Consider the following 18,926-nt stretch of genomic DNA (forward strand, 5'->3'; position numbering starts at 1 on the left):
GGCATCTTCGCAAATATTAACTTGACATAATTGGAACGTTCCAAATATTTATCCAGCAGTCGACGTTGCCGGAGAGGGAAATGACAAAGGCGCGGGTAACCGTCATTGATATCGCGAAGGCCGCCGGCGTCTCCAAGTCGACGGTGTCGTTGGTGCTGCAGGGCTCCTCCCTGGTCAATGAGGGCACGCGCTCCAAGGTCAATGCCGTGATGCGCGAACTCGGCTACGTCTATAATCGCGGCGCAGCCAATCTTCGCCAGGCGGGCGCCAAATCGCGGATCGTTGGGGTTGTCGTCAACGACCTGACCAACAGCTTCTTTGCGGAACTGGCGGTCGGCGTCGATATGGTCGTTCAGTCGGCCGGCTTCGTGCAGTTCCTGTCGAACACCGGCGAGAGCATCGACCGGCAGCGTGAGGTTGTCGCATCGATGCGTGAGCACGGTATTTCCGGCCTCATCGTCTCGCCGGCGCGCGCCACCGATGCCGCGGATTTCAAGCCGCTCGTCGCCGCCGGGATTCCTGTCGTGGTCGTCGTTCGAAGCCTGCCCGGTGCCAAGGTCTCGTCAATCGTTTCCGACAACCAGGCCGGCATGATGTCGGCGGTCAAGCATCTGGCCGGGCTCGGCCACAAGCGCATCGCTTTTCTCGGCGGCTTTCCCGACACCGCGGTCTTCGACGACAGGCTTGCCGGCTACCGAAGCGGCGTCGAAGCGGCCGGGCTCGATTATCACGACGAACTCGTCATAGCGTCGGCGCCGTCGCGGGCCGGCGGGGTCGAGGCGGTCGGAAAGGCCATTGCGCTCGGCCGTCGGCCGACCGCAGCCGTCTGCTTCAACGATGCCGTAGCCTTCGGTGTTTGCGACGGATTGCGTGCGCGCCGGCTGGAGCCCGGCGTCGATTTCGCCGTGGTGGGCTTCGACGACGTCATCGAGGCCCAGGCAGCGGTCCCGGCGCTGACGACGGTCTCGGTCGATCCGCAGGGGATCGGGCGCCGCGGCGCGCAGATGCTGCTCAAGCAGATCAATGCGGGCAAGGCCGAGGCGGAGACGGTGACGACGGCCGTTCGGCTGGTCGTTCGCGAGAGCTGCGGCGCCGGCAAGGCTGCGACGTCGAGGACCGGCAAGAGCGTAAAATCGAAACAGGACGCCGAGTAATGCCCATGAAGAAGCATCTCACCCCAGCCGAAGCGGCCGCGCTCATCCCGGATGGCGCCGTCGTCACGGTATCGTCCTCGAGCGGTCTCGGTTGCCCGGACCTCATGCTGAAGGCGATCGGCGAGCGTTTCGAGGCGACCGGCCATCCCTGTGATTTGACGACCCTTCATCCGATCGCCGCCGGCGACATGAGCGGCATCAAGGGCATCGACCATATTGCCAGGAAGGGTCTGCTCAAGCGCATCGTCGGCGGCTCCTATCCATCCGGGCCCTCATCGTCCGAGCCGCCGCTGATCTGGCAGATGATCACCAATAACGAGATCCCGGCCTACAACATTCCCTCCGGCATCCTCTTCGACATCCATCGCGAGGCGGCTGCCAAGCGGCCGGGCGTGCTGACCAAGATCGGCGTCGACACATTCGTCGATCCCCGCCGGCAGGGCTGCGCGATGAACGAGCTGGCTTCGCAACAGCAGGTGGTCAAGCGCGTCAGCTTCGAGGGTGACGACTGGCTGTTCTTCCCCTCGATCGTCCCTCAGGTCGCCATCATCCGCGCCACCACCGCCGATGAGCGCGGCAACCTGACCTACGAACATGAGGGCGCCTATCTCGGCGGTCTCGATCAGGCGCTCGCCGCCCGCAACAATGGCGGCATCGTCATCGCCCAGGTCAAGCGGATCACCAAGGAAGGCTCGCTGAAACCGCATGATGTCCGGGTGCCGGGAATGCTGGTCGACTATATCGTCGTCGACCCCGATCAAAAGCAGACAACGCAGACGGGGTATGATCCGGCGATTTCGGGTGAGATCTTCCGCCCGCTCGACGGCTTCCACGTTCCGGAGTTCAATGTTCAGAAGGTGATCGCGCGCCGTGTCGCGCAGGAGCTGCAGGCGGGAAGCTGCGTCAATCTCGGCTTCGGCATTTCGGCCAACGTGCCGCGCATTCTGCTGGAGGAGGGGCTCCACGGCGCCGTCACCTGGGTCATCGAGCAAGGCGCGGTCGGCGGCGTGCCGCTGCTCGATTTCGCCTTCGGCTGCGCGTCCAACGCGGACGCCTTCATGCCGTCCCCCTATCAGTTCACCTATTTCCAGGGCGCGGGTTTCGATGCATCGCTGCTGTCTTTCCTTGAAATCGGCCGGGACGGCTCGGTCAATGTTTCAAAACTTTCCTTCCGGCCGCATGTGACGGCTGGCGCCGGCGGCTTCGTCGACATCACCGCGCGGGCAAAGAAGATCGTCTTCTCCGGCATGTTCAACGCCGGCGCAAAGCTTTCGATCGCCGATGGGGCGCTCCTCATCGAAAAAGAAGGCAAGCTGAAGAAGCTGGTGAACGAGGTCGAACACGTCACCTTCAGCGGCAGGCGGGCGATCGAGCAGGGCCAGGACATCACCTATGTCACCGAGCGGTGCGTGATGAAGCTGACCCCCGATGGCATCGTGCTGACCGAGATCGCGCCCGGCGTCGATCTTCAGTCCCACATATTGGACCAGTCGGAATTTCCGCTGATCGTCGCGCCGGACTTGAAGGTCATGGATGCGGCACTCTTCGGCGAGGCGAACATCGGCCTGTCGCTTCCGACAAAAAGCGCGCCGACATTGGAGGGCACCTTCCATGGTTAGCGGAACGGTCAGAGTTGACGTCGATGGGCATGTTGCAATCCTGACGATTTCCCGTCCGGAGAAGTTGAACGCGCTCGATCTCGACATGCTGAAAGCGCTGGCCGAGGCGGCGGATGCGGTGGAGGCGAATGCGGATGTGCGCGCTGCCGTTCTCACCGGCGAGGGTAAGGGTTTTTCTGCCGGGGGTGATATCAAAGCCTGGGGTGGAATGCAGCCGCAGGAGTTCGGTCACGCCTGGGTGAGGCACGGTCACCGTATCTTCGAAAGGCTGGCGACGCTCCGGGTGCCGCTGGTCGCGGCTCTGAACGGCCACGCGCTTGGCGGCGGGCTCGAACTGGCGGGCGTTGCCGACATTCGCATTGCCGAGGAACACATCAAGATCGGCCTGCCGGAAACCGGCCTTGGAATGGTGCCGGGCTGGTCGGGCACCCAGCGTCTCGTGCGCCGGTTCGGCGCGCAGGCCGTCCGCCGCATGGCGCTCGGCGGCGAGATATTCACCGCCGAGGACGCCCGCCTGCTCGGCATCGTCGACGCGGTCGTTCCGACAGGAAATTCGGTCGCCGCCGCCAGGCAATATGCCGGGCGGATTGCCGCGCGGGGACCGGCGGCCCTCGAGATCGCCAAGTTGATGATCGCATCGGCGACCGGCGAAGACAACGGAACGGCGGTCGAAGCTCTGGGCTCGATCCTCGCCGCGAAAACCGGCGATCTGAAGGAGGGCGTCGCATCATTCAGCGAGAAGCGCCCGGCAACGTTCAAGGGAGAATGGTAATGACGGTCCTCGTCAACCCCACGGCGCTCAGCGACCACAAGGCGCGTGATTTCAAGATGCTGATCGACGGCAAATGGGAGGCCGGCGCCTCCGATCCGATCGAACGTATCGCGCCGAGCCATGGTGTGACGGTCAGCCGCTTCCCCGCCGGCAGCCGGAAGGACGCCGAGCGCGCCATTGCTGCGGCACGCAAGGCCTTCGACGAGGGGCCGTGGCCGCGCATAACGGCGTCCGAACGCTCCGCCATCCTGCTCAGGGCTGCCGATCTGATCGCGGCACGTGCCGAAGAGCTGGCATTTCTCGATGCCATCGAGGCGGGCAAGCCCATCACCCAGGTGCGGGGGGAAATTGCCGGTTCGGTCGACATCTGGCGCTATGCGGCGGCTCTCGCACGCGATCTCCACGGCGAAAGCTACAACACGCTCGGCGACGGCACGCTCGGCGTCGTCCTGCGCGAAGCGATCGGCGTCGTCTCGATCATCACGCCCTGGAACTTCCCGTTCCTGATCGTCGGCCAGAAGCTGCCCTTCGCGCTCGCCGCGGGCTGCACGACCGTCGTCAAGCCTTCCGAGCTGACGTCGGGATCGACGCTCGTCTTGGGCGAAATCCTGCAGCAGGCGGGCATTCCGGATGGTGTCGTCAATATTGTCACCGGCACGGGACCTGAAGTCGGCGCAGTCATGACGTCTCATCCAGACGTCGACATGGTCTCCTTCACCGGCTCGACCGGTGTCGGAAAACTGACGATGTCGAATGCGGCGCAGACGCTGAAGAAGGTCTCACTGGAACTCGGCGGCAAGAACCCGCAGATCGTTTTCCCCGATGCCGACCTCGACGCCTTCATCGATGCCGCCGTCTTCGGCGCCTATTTCAATGCCGGCGAGTGCTGCAACGCCGGCTCGCGGCTGATCCTTCACAAGTCGATCGCCTCTGACGTCGTCAGGCGCGTCGCCGAGCTGTCGAAGGGGGTGAAGGTCGGTGATCCCCTCGATCCCCAGACGCAGGTCGGCGCGATCATCACGCCGCAGCATCTGGAAAAGATCTCAGGCTATGTCAGCGGTGCCAAGAGCACCGGCGCCCGCGTCGCCCATGGCGGCGACACGCTCGACCTCGGCATGGGGCAGTTCATGTCGCCGACGATCCTGGAAGCCGTCACGCCCGATATGGCGGTGGCGCGCGAGGAAGTCTTTGGCCCGGTCTTGTCGGTCCTGACATTCGAAACATCGGCCGAAGCGGTCAGGATTGCCAATTCCATCGACTACGGCCTGTCGGCCGGTGTCTGGAGCCGCGATTTCGACACCTGCCTGACCATCGGCCGGTCGGTGCGGGCGGGCACGGTCTGGATGAACACCTTCATGGACGGCGCCTCGGAGCTTCCCTTCGGCGGCTACAAGCAGAGCGGCCTTGGCCGCGAACTCGGCCGCCATGCAGTGGAGGATTACACCGAGACCAAGACGCTGAACATGCATATCGGCAAACGCACCGGTTGGTGGATGCCGCAGACGGAGGTCTGACGCATCGGCCCGAAAATCGGAATCGATTTTCGGAAAGCACGATGCGTCGATTCAAAGTGTTACAGCGTCCTTTGCGCGCCTGAAAGGCGCGCGGCGCTGTAAACGGCAAAGCGACTACGCCCGGGGAGGGCGGGTGATCGATGCGGGAATGGTCCCGCATCTTCCAAGAGGGAACTGGGAGGTTCTTCGATGAATAGGTTTTTGACCACGACTGCCGTGATCGCATTGGCGCTGGCCGGCACGCATGTCGCGGCCCGCGCCGCCGACGTAAAAGAAGTGCAGATGCTGCACTGGTGGACGTCAGGCGGCGAGGCAGCGGCTCTGAACGTTTTGAAGGAGGATCTGTCGAAGGAAGGCTTTGCCTGGAAGGACGTTCCGGTGGCCGGCGGCGGCGGTGATGCGGCGATGACGGCGCTGAAGGCGATGGTGGCGGCCGGCACCTATCCGACGGCCTCGCAGATGCTCGGTTATACCGTGCTCGATTATGCCCAGGCCGGCGTCATGGGCGACCTGACCGAGACGGCCAAGAAGGAAGGCTGGGACAAGTCGGTGCCGGCGGCCCTGCAGAAGTTCTCCGTCTATGACGGCAAGTGGGTTGCAGCCCCCGTCAACGTGCACTCGGTCAACTGGCTGTGGATCAACAAGGCGGTGATGGACAAGATCGGCGGCACTGAGCCGAAGAGCTTCGACGACCTGATCGCCCTGCTCGACAAGGCGAAGGCGGCCGGTGTCATCCCCTTGGCGCTCGGTGGCCAGAACTGGCAGGAAGCGACGATGTTCGATTCCATCGTGCTGTCGACCGGCGGCCCGGAATTTTACAAGAAGGCCTTCAACGACCTCGACGAGGCGTCGCTGAAGTCGGACACGATGAAGACGTCCTTCGACAACCTGGCGAAGATCGTCAAATACGTCGATCCGAACTTCTCCGGCCGCGACTGGAATCTCGCGACCGCCATGGTCATCAAGGGTGATGCGCTGGTGCAGGTGATGGGCGACTGGGCGAAGGGCGAATTCGTCGCCGCCAAGAAGACCCCGGACAAGGACTTCCTGTGCTACCGCTTCCCCGGCACCGACGGCAGCGTCATCTACAACTCCGACATGTTCGGCATGTTCAACGTCCCCGACGACCGCAAGGCGGCGCAGGTGGCGCTGGCAACGGCAACGCTGTCGAAGAGCTTCCAGTCGGCCTTCAACGTCGTCAAGGGTTCGGTGCCGGCCCGTACCGACGTTCCCGACACCGACTTCGACGCCTGCGGCAAGAAGGGCATTGCCGACCTGAAGGCGGCCAACGAGGGCGGCACGCTGTTCGGTTCGCTCGCTCAAGGGTACGGCGCGCCGCCGGCGATCGCCAATGCCTATAAGGACGTCGTCTCGAAGTTCGTCCATGGCCAGATCAAGAGCTCCGACGAAGCCGTCACCCAGCTGGTCCAGGCGATCGACGACGCTCGCTGAGATCAGTCGATGCACATGGCTTCCCCGCGCCTGCCGCGGGGAAGCGTCAGGCTCCGCAGCGATAAATGCCGAGCGATCCTGCGGGAAGGGAGATGATATCCATGAGCACAGTTGCCACCACCGATCCGGTTCTGACACCCCGGCGAGCGACGCCGATCTCGCTCAGAGGCCGGCTGCAGGATGCGCTGCCGAAGATCGTGCTGGCGCCGAGCTTCGTTATCACCCTCATCTTCGTCTACGGCTTCATCGTCTGGACGGCCTATCTCTCCTTCACCAATTCCAAGACCTTTCCGTCTTATGCGCTGACGGGGCCACGCGCCTATCAGCGGCTGTGGCGCTGGACCTTCGAGAGCGATCCGCCGTCATCCTGGTATACCTCGATCACCAACATGGCGATCTTCGGCTTCCTCTATGTCGGCATCTGCCTGGCGCTCGGCCTTTTCCTGGCCATCCTGCTCGACCAGAAGATCCGCGGCGAGGGGTTGCTGCGGCCGATCTTCCTCTATCCGATGGCGCTCTCCTTCATCGTCACCGGGGTGGCCTGGAAGTGGTTCCTCGATCCCGGCCTCGGGCTGGAGCAGACGCTGCATCACTTCGGCTGGACGAGCTTCCACTTCGACTGGATCAAGAACAAGGACTTCGTCATCTATACCGTCGTCATCGCCGGTGTCTGGCAGGCGTCGGGCTTCGTCATGGCGATGTTCCTGGCGGGGCTTCGCGGCATCGACGGCGAGATCATGAAGGCGGCGCAGATCGACGGCGCCTCGCCCTTGCAGCTTTATCGCCGCATCGTCATTCCGCTGCTGCGGCCGATCTTCCTCTCCGCCTTCATCGTGCTCGCCCATATGGCGATCAAGTCCTACGACCTTGTGGTGGCGCTGACCTCGGGCGGGCCGGGCGGCTCGGCCTGGCTGCCGTCCAACTTCATGTATGAATACACCTTCAAGCGCAACGAGATGGCCGTCGGCTCGGCCAGCGCCATCATCATGCTGATGACGATCTCGGCGATCATCGTGCCCTATCTCTATTCCGAACTGAAGGAGAAGGCGCGATGAGCATCTCGGCTTCCTCTCCCTCCCATTCCAGCAACACCCGCTGGATCGGCCGGCTGGTCATCTACGGCCTGCTGGTGATCTTCGCCATCCTCTACCTGATGCCGCTCTTCGTCATGCTCGTGACCTCGTTCAAGACGATGGACGAGATCCAGGGCGGCAACATGCTGGCGCTGCCTGAGGCCCCGACCTTCGATCCCTGGATCAAGGCCTGGGGCGAGACCTGCGTCGGGCTGACCTGCGCCGGCATCAAGGGCTACTTCTGGAACTCGATCAAGATGGTGGTGCCGGCGGTGGCCATCTCCACCATCATGGGAGCGCTGAACGGCTATATCCTGACCAAATGGCGTTTCCCCGGCCATACGCTGGTGTTCGGGCTGATGCTGTTTGCCTGCTTCATCCCGTTCCAGTCGGTGCTCTTGCCGATGGCGACCATCCTCGGCTCGCTCGGCCGCTTCGGCGTCACCCTGCAGAACGCCACCGGCTGGAACTTCGGCTTCGGCAATTCCACGATCAACCTGGTCTTCGTCCATGTCGTCTATGGCTTGGGCTTCACCACGCTGTTCTTCCGCAATTTCTACGAGGCCTTTCCGACCGAGCTGGTCCGCGCCGCCCAGGTCGACGGCGCCAGCTTCTTCCAGATCTTCCGCCGCATCATGCTGCCGAACTCGCTGCCGATCATCGTCGTCACCGTCATCTACCAGTTCACCAACATCTGGAACGACTTCCTGTTTGCCTCGGCCTATGCCGGCACTGGCGACTCCATGCCGATGACGGTGGCGCTCAACAATGTCGTCAACACCTCGACCGGAGTGGTCGAATACAATGTCAACATGGCGGCGGCGATGATCGCGGCCGTTCCGACACTCATCGTCTATATCCTCGCCGGCCGCTACTTCGTGCGCGGTCTGATGGCGGGCGCAGTCAAAGGGTAAGTCATGGCCTTCCTGGAAATCTCCGGTCTCAGAAAACGCTTCGGCGCCGTCGACATTCTCAAGGGCATCGACCTCGAACTCGAAAAGGGCGGCTTCCTGGTGCTGGTCGGCCCGTCCGGCTGCGGCAAGTCGACCCTGCTCAACACCATTGCCGGGCTGGAGACGATCACCTCGGGCGACATCAGGATCGACGGGCGCGACATCAGCGGCCTGCATCCCTCCAAGCGCGACATCGCCATGGTATTCCAGTCCTATGCGCTCTATCCGAACATGACGGTGGCGGGCAATATCGCCTTCGGCATGGAGATCCGCGGCGTGCCGAAGGAGGAGCGGGCCAAGGCGATCAAGCAGGTCTCCGACATGCTGCAGATCGGCCATCTGCTCGACCGCAAGCCGTCGCAATTGTCCGGCGGCCAGCGCCAGCGCGTCGCCATGGGCCGGGCTTTGGTGCGCAATCCGCAGGTCTTCCTGTTCGACGAGCCGCTTTCCAATCTCGACGCCAAGCTGCGCGTCGACATGCGCACCGAGATCAAGCGGCTGCATCAGCGCATGGGCACCACCTTCGTCTATGTCACCCACGACCAGATCGAGGCGATGACGCTGGCGACCAAGATCGCCGTGCTGAAGGACGGGGTGCTGCAGCAGTTCGGCACGCCGGCCGAGATCTATAACAGCCCGGCCAATCTCTTCGTCGCCGACTTCATGGGATCGCCGGCGATGAACCTGCTCAACGCCACCGTCGAAAATGGCGCCTCCGGGCTTGCCGTCGCACTCGAACGGCCGAACGGCGCGCCGCTGAGATTGCCGGTGGTCGCCGGCGCCAACGGGTTGTCGGCCTATGCCGGCAAGCAGGTGATCTTCGGCATCCGCCCGGAGGCGCTAACCGACCCTGATGGTGCCGACCGCAAGGCGCGTTCGCTGACCGAGGACGACTGCCTGATCGAGGTCGTCGAACCGGCCGGCTCCGACACCTTCGCCGTCACCAAGCTCGGCGGCAAATCCGTCGTCGCCCGCCTGCGCGCCGATGCCGGCATCGCCCCCGGACAGACCACACGCCTCGCCTTCAATCTCGACAAGGCCGTGTTCTTCGATCCGCAGAGCCAGGTGCGGATCGCATGATGGCCAGAGGCTAAGATGAGCAGTTCACCAGACATCGTCATCATCGGCTCAGGCGTCGGCGGCTCCACTGTCGCCGCCGGCCTGGCCGCGACCGGCGCTGAGATATTGATCCTCGAAGCTGGCGATCACATTGCCGATCTTCCCGTCAACCGTGACCAGCGCGCCATCTTCCAGCGAGGGCATTTCCGCCCGAGGGAAGTCTGGTACGAGGCGAACGGCAAGGGCTTCAGTCCCGGCAATTATTACAATGTCGGCGGCAATTCGAAATTCTACGGCGCCGTCTTGTCGCGCTACCGCAAAGAAGACTTCGGCATCATCGAACACCGGGAAGGCGTGTCGCCGGCCTGGCCCTTTCCTTATGAGGAGTTGGAGCCCTGGTACTCGAAGGCGGAGCTCATATATCAGGTTCGCGGCAGTCTCGGCGACGATCCGACCGAACCGCAGCACTCGACTGCCTACGAATTCCCGCCCGTGCCCGACGAGGCGCCGATCGCCGATGTCAGGGCACGCCTCAAGGCGAAAGGCCTGCATCCGTTTTCGCTGCCGCTCGGCCTCGATCTTGACGCTTGGCTCTCCAAGGCGCGCACGCCTTGGGATGCCCATCCGAACGCGCGGGACGGCAAGATGGACGCCGAGACCGCCGCGCTTGCGGTGGCGTTGAGACACAAGAACGTCCGGCTCGAAACCAATGCGCGCGTGACGCGGCTCGATACCGGATCAGGCAGTCGGATCGACCGGGTCACCTATGTCAGGAACGGTGAGACGCTGACTGTCTCGCCTGACATCGTCATCCTTTCGGCCGGGGCGGTCCAATCGTCGGTGCTGTTGCTGCGGTCGAAGAACGACCGCTTCCCCAGGGGCCTCGCCAACTCGTCCGATCAGGTGGGACGCAACTTCATGAACCACAACGCCTCAGCCGTGATCGGCGTTTCGCCACAGTTCAGGAACACCGCCGTCTACCAGAAGACTTTTGCCTTCAACGATTTCTACCTTTCCGACGGAGAGGGGGGGCCGCCGCTGGGCAACGTGCAACTCCTCGGCCGTATCTCCGAGAAGGTTCTGAAGGGCTCGCTGCCGCAGGCTCCGGAATGGCTACTGCGCTTCATCACAGGCCATGCCATCGACTTCTACGCCATGAGCGAAGACGTGCCCAATCCCGAAAGCCGCGTCATGGTCGACGGCGATCGGATCATTCTCCAATGGCAGAGAACCAACTGGGACGCCCATCTGGCGCTCGTCGCCAAGCTGAAAGCCATCCTGCGGTCGATCGGGTTTCCGATCGTGCTGTCGCGGCCCTTCGACAAGCGCACGCCGTCCCATCAGTGCGGGACGATCCGGATCGGCAGCGACCCTGCGACGGCGCCGCTCGATCCCTATTGCCGGTCCTATGATCACGAAAACCTCTTCGTCGTCGACGCCGGCTTCCTGCCCACCTCGGCTGCGGTCAATCCGGCGCTGACCGTCGCCAGTCAGGCGCTGAGAGTTGCAGATCACATCGCATCGAAGGACTGGCAGGCAAAAGCAGATCCGTTGGCGCATGCCGGCTCTCAAATAGGACAGTAAAATGGGATTCGATTATATCATCACCGGTGCCGGTCCTGCAGGCTGCGTCCTGGCAAGCCGGCTCAGCGAGGATCCCGATGTCAAGGTGCTGCTTCTCGAAGCGGGCGGCGGCGACTGGAATCCTCTTTTTCACATGCCGGCCGGCTTCGCCAAGATGACCAAGGGCGTGGCGAGCTGGGGATGGGAAACCGTCCCCCAGAAGCACATGAAGGGTAGGGTGCTTCGTTACACCCAGGCGAAGGTCATCGGCGGCGGCTCGTCGATCAACGCCCAGCTCTACACGCGCGGAAACGCGGCCGACTATGATCTCTGGGCCAGCGAAGACGGCTGCGAGGGCTGGGACTATCGCTCGATCCTGCCCTATTTCAAACGGGCGGAGGACAATCAGCGCTTCGCCAACGACTACCATGCCTATGGCGGCCCGCTGGGCGTGTCGATGCCGGCGGCAGCGCTGCCGATCTGCGACGCCTATATCCGCGCAGGGCAGGAACTCGGCATTCCCTATAACCACGATTTCAACGGCCGCCAGCAAGCCGGTGTCGGGTTTTACCAGCTGACCCAGCGCAACCGCCGCCGGTCCTCGGCATCGCTCGCCTATCTCTCGCCGATCAAGGGCCGGAAAAACCTGACGGTCCGAACCGGGACGCGCGTCGCGGGCATCGTGCTGGAAGGACGCCGCGCTGTCGGCGTCGAGATCGCAACGGCGCACGGTTCCGAGATCGTGCGCGCCGAGCGCGAAGTCCTGGTCTCGTCAGGCGCGATCGGATCGCCGAAGTTGCTTCTGCAGTCCGGCATCGGGCCGGCCGATCACCTCAAATCGGTGGGCCTCAAGGTGAATCACGATCTGCCGGGTGTCGGCGGCAATCTTCAGGATCACCTCGATCTTTTCGTCATCGCCGAATGCACCGGCGATCACACCTACGACGGCGTCGCGAAGCTGCACCGCACGCTTTGGGCCGGCATTCAATATGTCCTGTTCCGCACCGGCCCGGTGGCATCGTCGCTCTTCGAGACCGGCGGCTTCTGGTATGCCGATCCTCATGCCCGGTCTCCCGATATCCAGTTTCACCTAGGTCTGGGATCGGGCATCGAAGCCGGTGTCGAGCGGCTGAAGAATGCGGGCGTGACGCTCAATTCTGCCTATCTGCATCCGCGCTCGCGGGGGACGGTGCGGCTATCGTCGTCCGACCCGGGCGCCGCGCCTCTGATCGATCCCAATTACTGGTCCGATCCGCACGACAGGCAGATGTCGTTGGAGGGACTCAAGCTCGCCCGCGAAATCATGCAGCAGGCGGCGCTGAAGCCCTATGTCATGGCCGAAAGGCTTCCTGGCCCGAAGGTCACGACTGACGAGCAACTGTTCGACTACGGCTGCGCAAATGCCAAGACCGATCATCACCCGGTGGGCACCTGCAAGATGGGAACCGGGCCGGACGCGGTGGTCGGGCTGGATCTCAAGGTCCATGGGCTGGAGGGCCTGAGGGTCTGCGATTCCTCCGTCATGCCGCGCGTACCGTCCTGCAATACCAACGCGCCGACGATCATGGTCGGCGAAAAGGGATCGGACCTTATTCGGGGTCTGCCGGCGCTGCCCTCCGCCATTTTCGCCTATGAGCGCAACGATACCAGGCCACGAGCCCGCGCAGAAATCCGCTAAGGAGAACGACGATGTCTCAAGTCAGAGTTGCAGTGCTTGGCGCCTCGGGCTGGATGGGGAAGGTCCACACGATGGCCTACCAGACCTTTCCGCATTTCTTCGGCGTCTCGGACGGAACGGCGAATATCGTGGCGCTGGTCGATAGCAACCCTGAGGTAGCGCCGGATATCGGCAACAGAGCGCCGGGCGCCAGGATCTATCAGGATTGGAAGCTGGCGGTCGCCGATCCCGAGGTCGATCTGATCGATATCTGCCTGCCCGACCATCTCCACTACCCCGTTGCCAAGGCGGCCTTGCTGGCCGGCAAGCATGTCTATTGCGAGAAGCCACTGGCCAACACTGCCGATGAAGCGCGGGAGCTGGCCGAGATTGCCAGAGAGAAAGGCGTGATCACCCGTGTCGGTCATGCCTTTCCCCGCAATCCCGTCCACGACATGGCGAAAGACATCATCGATTCAGGCGAAATCGGCGAGATCAAGCTGTTCCGCGGCTGCCAGCACGTCGACATGTACGGCGATCCGACGGCACCCTTCATGTGGCGCGCCGACGGCAAGCTGGCGCCGACGGGGATCGTTGGGGACACGGGCTCGCATATCTTCAGCTTCATGGATTTCCTGGTCGGCCGCGTCAGTTCGCTGATCGCCGACAATCTGATCGTCACGCCGCGCCGGCCCGTCGTCGAGGGTCTTGCCTATGGCGAGCAGGTGAAACTGTCAGGCAACGAGTCCTGGGCCGATATCACCAACCCCGACGCCACTAACCTGTTGTGCCGCTTTGCCAATGGCGCCGGCGGGATCGTCGATTTCAGCCGTGTCGCCACCGGCCGCAAGTTCATGCAGACCTATGAAGTCTATGGAACGAAAGGCAGCATTGCCTATACCTATGACGAGATAAACCGGCTGCGCTTCTACTCCAACGACGACCGCACGGGGCGGCGTGGCTTCCGGGAGATCGACGTCGGCCCGGAAAATGCCACCTTCCGCGCTTTCCTGCCGCTGCCGAATTTCGGTATCGGCTATAACGAAAGCAAGATCATCGAGGTGGCCGAGGTGATCCGCTCGATCGTTGCAAACAAGCCGATGTGGCCGACCTTCGATACGGGCCACCACATCTGCCAGATCGTCGACGCATGCATGCAGTCCTCCCGGCAGAAGCGCTGGGTCGACATCCCGCTGGGCTGACGTCTATGAGCACAGCTGTTCCGCAGGAAATTCTCGACGCATTGACCGATGTCGATATGCCCAAGCTTCCGTCCGAGATCGCCTCATCGGAAGCGATCCGGCTCGCCGGCATCGAGGTGCCTGTCTATCGGGCCGGCTGCGTCGTCGTCGGATCGGGTGCCGCAGGTCTGCGTGCGGCCGTGGAAATGAAGCGGCGCGGCGACGACGTCGTCATCATCAGCCAAAGCGCCTGGGGCGGAACCTCGGCCTGCTCCGGATCCGACAAGCAGACCCTGCACACCGCCGATACGGCCGATCAGGGCGACAATTACAAGGCGATGGCCCGCGCCATCCGCAGCGGCGGTGCTATGGACGAGGACACGGCCTATGCCGAGGCCGTCGGCTCGTCGCGGATGATGGCGTCGCTGCAGTTCCTCGGGCTGCCGCTGCCGCAGGATCCGCTCGGGGGAACGCTGCGATATCAGACCGACCATGACGAGGTCGGCCGCGCCACCAGCTGCGGCCCGCGCACCTCGCGCCTGATGGTCAAGGTGCTGGCCGAGGAGGCGATCCGGCTTGCTGTGCCGTTCTACAACCAGACCACTGCGGTGAAAATCCTCACCGAAGGCGAGGGGTCGGGACGCCGCGTCGTCGGCATGCTCACTATGCGCGCCAGCGACCGCGCGGAGGCGAACCCGCTGGGCATCGCCCTCTTCGTCAGTGACGTGATCGTGCTGGCCGCCGGCGGCCCGGGCGAGCTCTACCGTGACAGTGTCTACCCCAACGGCTGCTTCGGCTCGCTCGGACTGGCGCTCGAGGCAGGTGTCGAACTCGTTAACCTCACCGAAAGCCAGTTCGGCATCGGAACGCGCAGGGAAGGCTTCCCGTGGAATCTGTCGGGCACTTACGTCCAGGCGATCCCGCATATCTACTCGGTTGATGCCGATGGCGTCGAATATCACTTTCTGGCGCAATATTATCGCAGCACACCGGAATTGGCGTCGAACGTCTTCCGCAAGGGCTATCAATGGCCGTTTCATGCGACGCGCATGCTCGATTTCCGCTCGAGCCTGGTAGACCTCGCCATCTTTTGCGAAACCGCTGCCGGCCGGCGTGTCTTCATGGACTTCAATCGCAATCCGCTGCCGGTGCCGGGCGATCTGCCGTTCAGCCTGGAGAGGCTGGATGATGACGTTCGCCTCTATCTCGGTAAGGCCGGCGCCGGCCAGGAGATGCCGATCGACCGGTTGAAGCACATGAACCCGCTGTCGATCGAACTCTACCGCCGCTACAAGATCGACATCGCCGCCGATCCTTTGGAATTCGCCGTCAATAACCAGCATATGAATGGCGGCATCCTGGTCGACACCTGGGGCCGCAGCAGCCTTGCCGGCTGTTACGCCGTCGGCGAAGCGGCGGGCACACACGGTGTCACGCGGCCCGGCGGCGCAGCGCTCAATGCCGGGCAGGTCTTCGGCACACGGGCGGCCGAGCATATCGGCGCAAACGGCAAGGCCAAGCGGGCGGCTGCAGGCGATATGTCCGCTATCGCAGAGCCAGGTATCGCCGAGATGCTGGCCACCCTTCGCACCGGGAGCCCGCTCACGGTCAAATCGGTCCGCTCTCAAGTGCAGGCACGAATGAGCGAGAAGGCCGGCATCATCTGCGATCAGGAGAGCGTCGCCCAGGCCCTGATCGAGGCGCGGAGGCTGAATGCCGACATTCGCGCTGGCGGCCTCGCTTACGGCCGCGCCGCCGAGGCGGTCCGCGGTGTGCAATGGCGGCACATGGCGTTGGCCTCCGAAGCGGTGCTGAGCGCCCTCGACTTCTTCATTGGCAATGGCGGCGGCAGCCGCGGGGCGCGGGCGATATGCGATCCGGAAGGCGAATCCCTTCCGCATGCGCGTACGGGCCCACTCGAGGAATATCGCTTCCGAAGGGAACGCGAAGAGGATCGGAACGAGCAGATCGTCGTTCGGCTCGAGGGCGATGAGATCAGGCTTTCCAAACGCGCAAACCGCCGCTTGGACGAAACCGCCAGGTCATTCTTCGAGCGAGACTGGCCGGCCTGGCTGACGGGCCGGATATACGATCTCTCCCTCGACGAATGAGGCGGTGCCGGTAGTTGGCCTCGCCGAGGCTCACATGGCGTCTGCGCCGGGAACATCCAGCTCGATCAGGACGGGTGCGTGGTCGCTCGTATGCTCCCAGCCTCGCGGTTTTCTCCGGACCGTCGCCGATCGAAGCCATGGCGCGGCGGCCGGGCTGAGCAGAAGGTGGTCGATCCGCAGCCCGGCGTCGCGCTCGAAGCTGTTGCGCCAGTATTTCCAGAAGGTGTAGATGCGTTCCTGCGGATGCAGATGCCGGACGGCGTCAGTCCAGCCCTGGGCGACGAGACGGCCATAGGCCCTGCGAACCTCCGGCCGGAAAAGCGCGTCGTCGAGCCAGCGTTCCGGCTTGTAGACATCGATCTCCGTCGGCATGACGTTGAAGTCGCCTGCGAGGATTGCCGGCACTTCGAGTTCGAGGAGCTCGGCGGCGTAGTCGTGCAGGCGGCGGAACCAGCGGAGCTTGTACTCGAACTTGACGCTCGGGAACGGATTGCCATTCGGCAGATACAGGCATCCGATCACCATGCCGTCGATAACGGCTTCGATATAGCGGCTGTGGGTGTCATCGGGATCGCCGGGAAGACCGCGCCGCGTCAGGATCGGTGTTTTGTCCTTCGCCAGGATGGCGACGCCGTTCCAGGACTCTCTGCCCGTGCCAGACGGCGCCGTAGCCGGTTCGCTCGATCTCCTCTCGCGGAAACCTTGCATCGTCCGTCTTCAGTTCCTGAAGGCAGACAATATCGGGGGCGTCTTCCTTCAGCCAGCGCAACAGGATGGCCAGCCGTCCGTTGATCCCGTTGACGTTGTAGGTTGCGACCTTCACGCCGGCTACTTAACGCGTCGCTCCGAAGACGAAGGCGATGCCGGCGACGATCGCGACCGCTGTGAGCGGCTGCCGGCGTATCCGGTCTTCGAAGTCCTGGACAAAGCTGCGTGCTTCCGCCTTTGCCAGGCGGGCGGTTCCGGAAGCCAGCTCCGAAGCGGTTTCCGCTACGCGGCCGGCGTCTTTCTGGAGCGTCCGCCTTTCGCCGCGATCGGCATCGAAGCCTTCGGAGGAGCCGCCGGTTTCGCCGGTCGAGCGCAGGGCTTGGTCGACGAGTGGAAACGCTTCATCGAGCCGGGTGGGATCGGGCTCCCGCTTGACGCGTTCGGCCGCCTCGACGTCGCTGCGGCCGGCAGGAATCGAGGTGTGGGTGGCCGACACAGGGTCGGAGGCCGGGAAGGTGCCCTCGATACCCCTGTCGAGTTCACCCTTTCGGGCCCTCCGTTGCTGCTCAGCCTGTTCCTTTCGCAGGGATTGGACTGCGGGGGATTCGTTCGGGTTTACCATCGGCGTTTCCTCTCTTGCTCTTCGACAATCAAAAGCGGCGACAAGGAAAGAAGTTCCAGAAAAATGCATCCTCCTTGTGCGGCCACCTATTGACGAGGAAGCAAACATCGCGAATGGCTCGCTGCGCAATCCAGCGCCCGCGATAGTCCTTCGAACTTTTGCGCCTTCAAGGCCTCGGCAATCCGGCAGGCAGGACCAAAGTCCTGCCCGATCTAGTACCTAGGTCCGGTTGCATTTGGTCGACGAAACGGCGAAAATTGCCGCGCGTCCATATTGCGTGGAGAAAGGGAGGAACGGACGAGGCTATGGCATGACACTCTCGAAACGCGATTTTCTGAGATTGGGCGGCAGCGCGGCCGTTGCCCTCGTCGCTGCCGCATCGCCGGCGACATTCAATCTCCAAGGATACCTCCCCGTTCTGACCGTCGAAAGCGCCGAGGCAAAGGACGGCAATAACGGCAACGGCGGCGGCAATGGAAACGGCAACGGGGGAGGAAATGGCAACGGCGGCGGCAACGGCAACGGCGGCGGGAACGGCAACGGGGGAGGGAGTGGCAACGGCAATAGTGGCGGCAACGGCAATAGCGGTTCGGGCAATAGCGGCGGTGGAAACTCCGGCAATAGTGCCGGCTCCTCTTCCTCTGCGACTGGAGGACAAGGATCGGCGGCAAGAGCGACGGAAGCGTCCGATGGCTCGATCGACGTCCGCCATGCGAACGGCATTACCGAAACCTTGCGGCGCGGCCGCTACGTGATGAAGGACGGAAAAGGCAGGACGATCATAAGCCGGCAAGCGACGGCAAACGATGCCCGCCGGCTAGGCCGCTACCTTCGCTAAAGTGAGAAAGCCACGGGACTAAACATCTAGCGCTGTTCGCGCCATTGGAGAGCCGCTTCAGTCCTGTTCGAAACGCCGAGCTTGCTCAGAATCTGGGTCATATGATGCTTCACCGTCTTTTCCTGCAGGTTGAGACGCAAGCCGATATGTTTGTTTGACAAGCCTTGGGCGACCAGATCCATCACTTCGCGTTCCCGTGGCGTTAGGCCGTTCTTGTCAGGGGCGCCGCCATTCAGCGAATTCTCCATGACTTTTGTCGACATCGTCGGCGAGATATATCGTGATCCGCTCAGCACCGTCTGGATGGCTTCGGCGAGACCACGCGAGCCGACGCCTTTGAGAACATAGCCCATTGCGCCCCGTTGCAGGGCTGTCAGCAGCGTGTCCACCTCCTCGGATACCGTCAACATCAGCACTTTTGTTGTCGGGCTGCGCGTCAGCACGGCGCCGATCGCCGACAGTCCGCCGCCGGGCATGGAGACATCGAGCAGCATGATGTCGGGACGGTTGTTTGCAGCGATCATCGCTGCGTCGTCGCTGCTTGCGCCTTCACCAACGACGGCGAAGTCGCTGATCTCCGACAGGCTGCGCGTGACGCCCTCGCGAAAAAGCGGATGGTCGTCCACGACGCCGATGGTGATTGATGTCAT

15 protein-coding genes and 1 pseudogene are annotated in these 18,926 nt (G+C 63.2%); 13 read left to right on the top strand and 3 right to left on the bottom strand.

The genetic code is table 11. The features are described 5' to 3' along the window. Window positions 1-80 precede the first annotated feature (80 nt). The 12 genes from AMK05_RS08870 to AMK05_RS08925 all read left to right on the top strand — a co-directional run bounded on the left by AMK05_RS08870 (window position 81) and on the right by AMK05_RS08925 (window position 16,108). Window positions 81-1,154 carry a LacI family DNA-binding transcriptional regulator gene (locus AMK05_RS08870; RefSeq protein ID WP_064838131.1) on the top strand — a complete coding sequence of 358 codons (1,074 nt, stop codon included), beginning with the start codon at window positions 81-83 and terminating at the stop codon, window positions 1,152-1,154. A gap of 5 nt (window positions 1,155-1,159) precedes the next feature. Then, window positions 1,160-2,773 (top strand): acyl CoA:acetate/3-ketoacid CoA transferase, encoded by a 1,614-nt coding sequence (locus AMK05_RS08875; protein WP_171899762.1) that lies wholly within the window; start codon window positions 1,160-1,162, stop codon window positions 2,771-2,773. Further along, the gene (locus AMK05_RS08880; protein WP_064838133.1) at window positions 2,766-3,545 is read left to right on the top strand and encodes an enoyl-CoA hydratase/isomerase family protein; all 780 of its coding nucleotides are present in this window, start codon (window positions 2,766-2,768) and stop codon (window positions 3,543-3,545) included. The genes AMK05_RS08875 and AMK05_RS08880 overlap by 8 nt, the downstream gene beginning before the upstream one ends. Continuing rightward, window positions 3,545-5,059 (top strand): aldehyde dehydrogenase family protein, encoded by a 1,515-nt coding sequence (locus AMK05_RS08885; protein ID WP_064838134.1) that lies wholly within the window; start codon window positions 3,545-3,547, stop codon window positions 5,057-5,059. The genes AMK05_RS08880 and AMK05_RS08885 overlap by 1 nt, the downstream gene beginning before the upstream one ends. Before the next feature lie 189 nt (window positions 5,060-5,248). Then, entirely contained in the window at window positions 5,249-6,511 is a 1,263-nt protein-coding gene (locus AMK05_RS08890) for an ABC transporter substrate-binding protein (RefSeq protein WP_064838135.1), read from the top strand. 101 nt (window positions 6,512-6,612) lie between these two features. Next, window positions 6,613-7,566, top strand: a complete 954-nt coding sequence (locus AMK05_RS08895) for a carbohydrate ABC transporter permease (protein ID WP_064838136.1) — start codon at window positions 6,613-6,615, stop codon at window positions 7,564-7,566. After that, a complete protein-coding gene (locus AMK05_RS08900) occupies window positions 7,563-8,498 on the top strand; it encodes a carbohydrate ABC transporter permease (RefSeq protein ID WP_064838137.1) in 936 nt (311 codons plus the stop codon). Before AMK05_RS08895 ends, AMK05_RS08900 begins: the two co-directional genes overlap by 4 nt. A gap of 3 nt (window positions 8,499-8,501) precedes the next feature. After that, a complete protein-coding gene (locus tag AMK05_RS08905; RefSeq protein WP_064838138.1) occupies window positions 8,502-9,617 on the top strand; it encodes an ABC transporter ATP-binding protein in 1,116 nt (371 codons plus the stop codon). Between the two features lie 15 nt (window positions 9,618-9,632). After that, window positions 9,633-11,180, top strand: coding sequence for a GMC oxidoreductase (locus AMK05_RS08910; protein WP_064838139.1), 1,548 nt, complete (start codon window positions 9,633-9,635; stop codon window positions 11,178-11,180). A gap of 1 nt (window position 11,181) precedes the next feature. Then, window positions 11,182-12,837 (top strand): GMC family oxidoreductase, encoded by a 1,656-nt coding sequence (locus AMK05_RS08915; RefSeq protein ID WP_064838140.1) that lies wholly within the window; start codon window positions 11,182-11,184, stop codon window positions 12,835-12,837. An 11-nt stretch (window positions 12,838-12,848) separates the two neighbouring features. Then, entirely contained in the window at window positions 12,849-14,018 is a 1,170-nt protein-coding gene (locus tag AMK05_RS08920) for a Gfo/Idh/MocA family protein (protein WP_064838141.1), read from the top strand. Between the two features lie 5 nt (window positions 14,019-14,023). Further along, on the top strand, window positions 14,024-16,108 hold the full coding sequence (locus AMK05_RS08925) for an FAD-dependent oxidoreductase (protein ID WP_064838142.1): 2,085 nt from the start codon (window positions 14,024-14,026) through the stop codon (window positions 16,106-16,108). Between the two features lie 30 nt (window positions 16,109-16,138). Here AMK05_RS08925 and xth read toward each other — a convergent pair. Next, window positions 16,139-16,931: pseudogene (gene xth / locus AMK05_RS08930) on the bottom strand (exodeoxyribonuclease III). Window positions 16,932-16,940: 9 nt separating this feature from the next. After that, window positions 16,941-17,438: a hypothetical protein gene (locus tag AMK05_RS08935; protein WP_064838143.1), complete on the bottom strand. Its 498-nt coding sequence runs from the start codon at window positions 17,436-17,438 to the stop codon at window positions 16,941-16,943. A 310-nt stretch (window positions 17,439-17,748) separates the two neighbouring features. On the opposite strand from AMK05_RS08935, the gene AMK05_RS08940 reads away from it, so the two are divergent. Then, window positions 17,749-18,276, top strand: coding sequence for a hypothetical protein (locus tag AMK05_RS08940; protein ID WP_064838144.1), 528 nt, complete (start codon window positions 17,749-17,751; stop codon window positions 18,274-18,276). A gap of 26 nt (window positions 18,277-18,302) precedes the next feature. On the opposite strand, the gene AMK05_RS08945 is transcribed toward AMK05_RS08940, so the two are convergent. Then, on the bottom strand, window positions 18,303-18,926 hold the full coding sequence (locus tag AMK05_RS08945) for a response regulator (protein ID WP_064838145.1): 624 nt from the start codon (window positions 18,924-18,926) through the stop codon (window positions 18,303-18,305).

Source organism: Rhizobium sp. N324 (assembly GCF_001664485.1).
Taxonomy (GTDB): Bacteria; Pseudomonadota; Alphaproteobacteria; order Rhizobiales; family Rhizobiaceae; genus Rhizobium.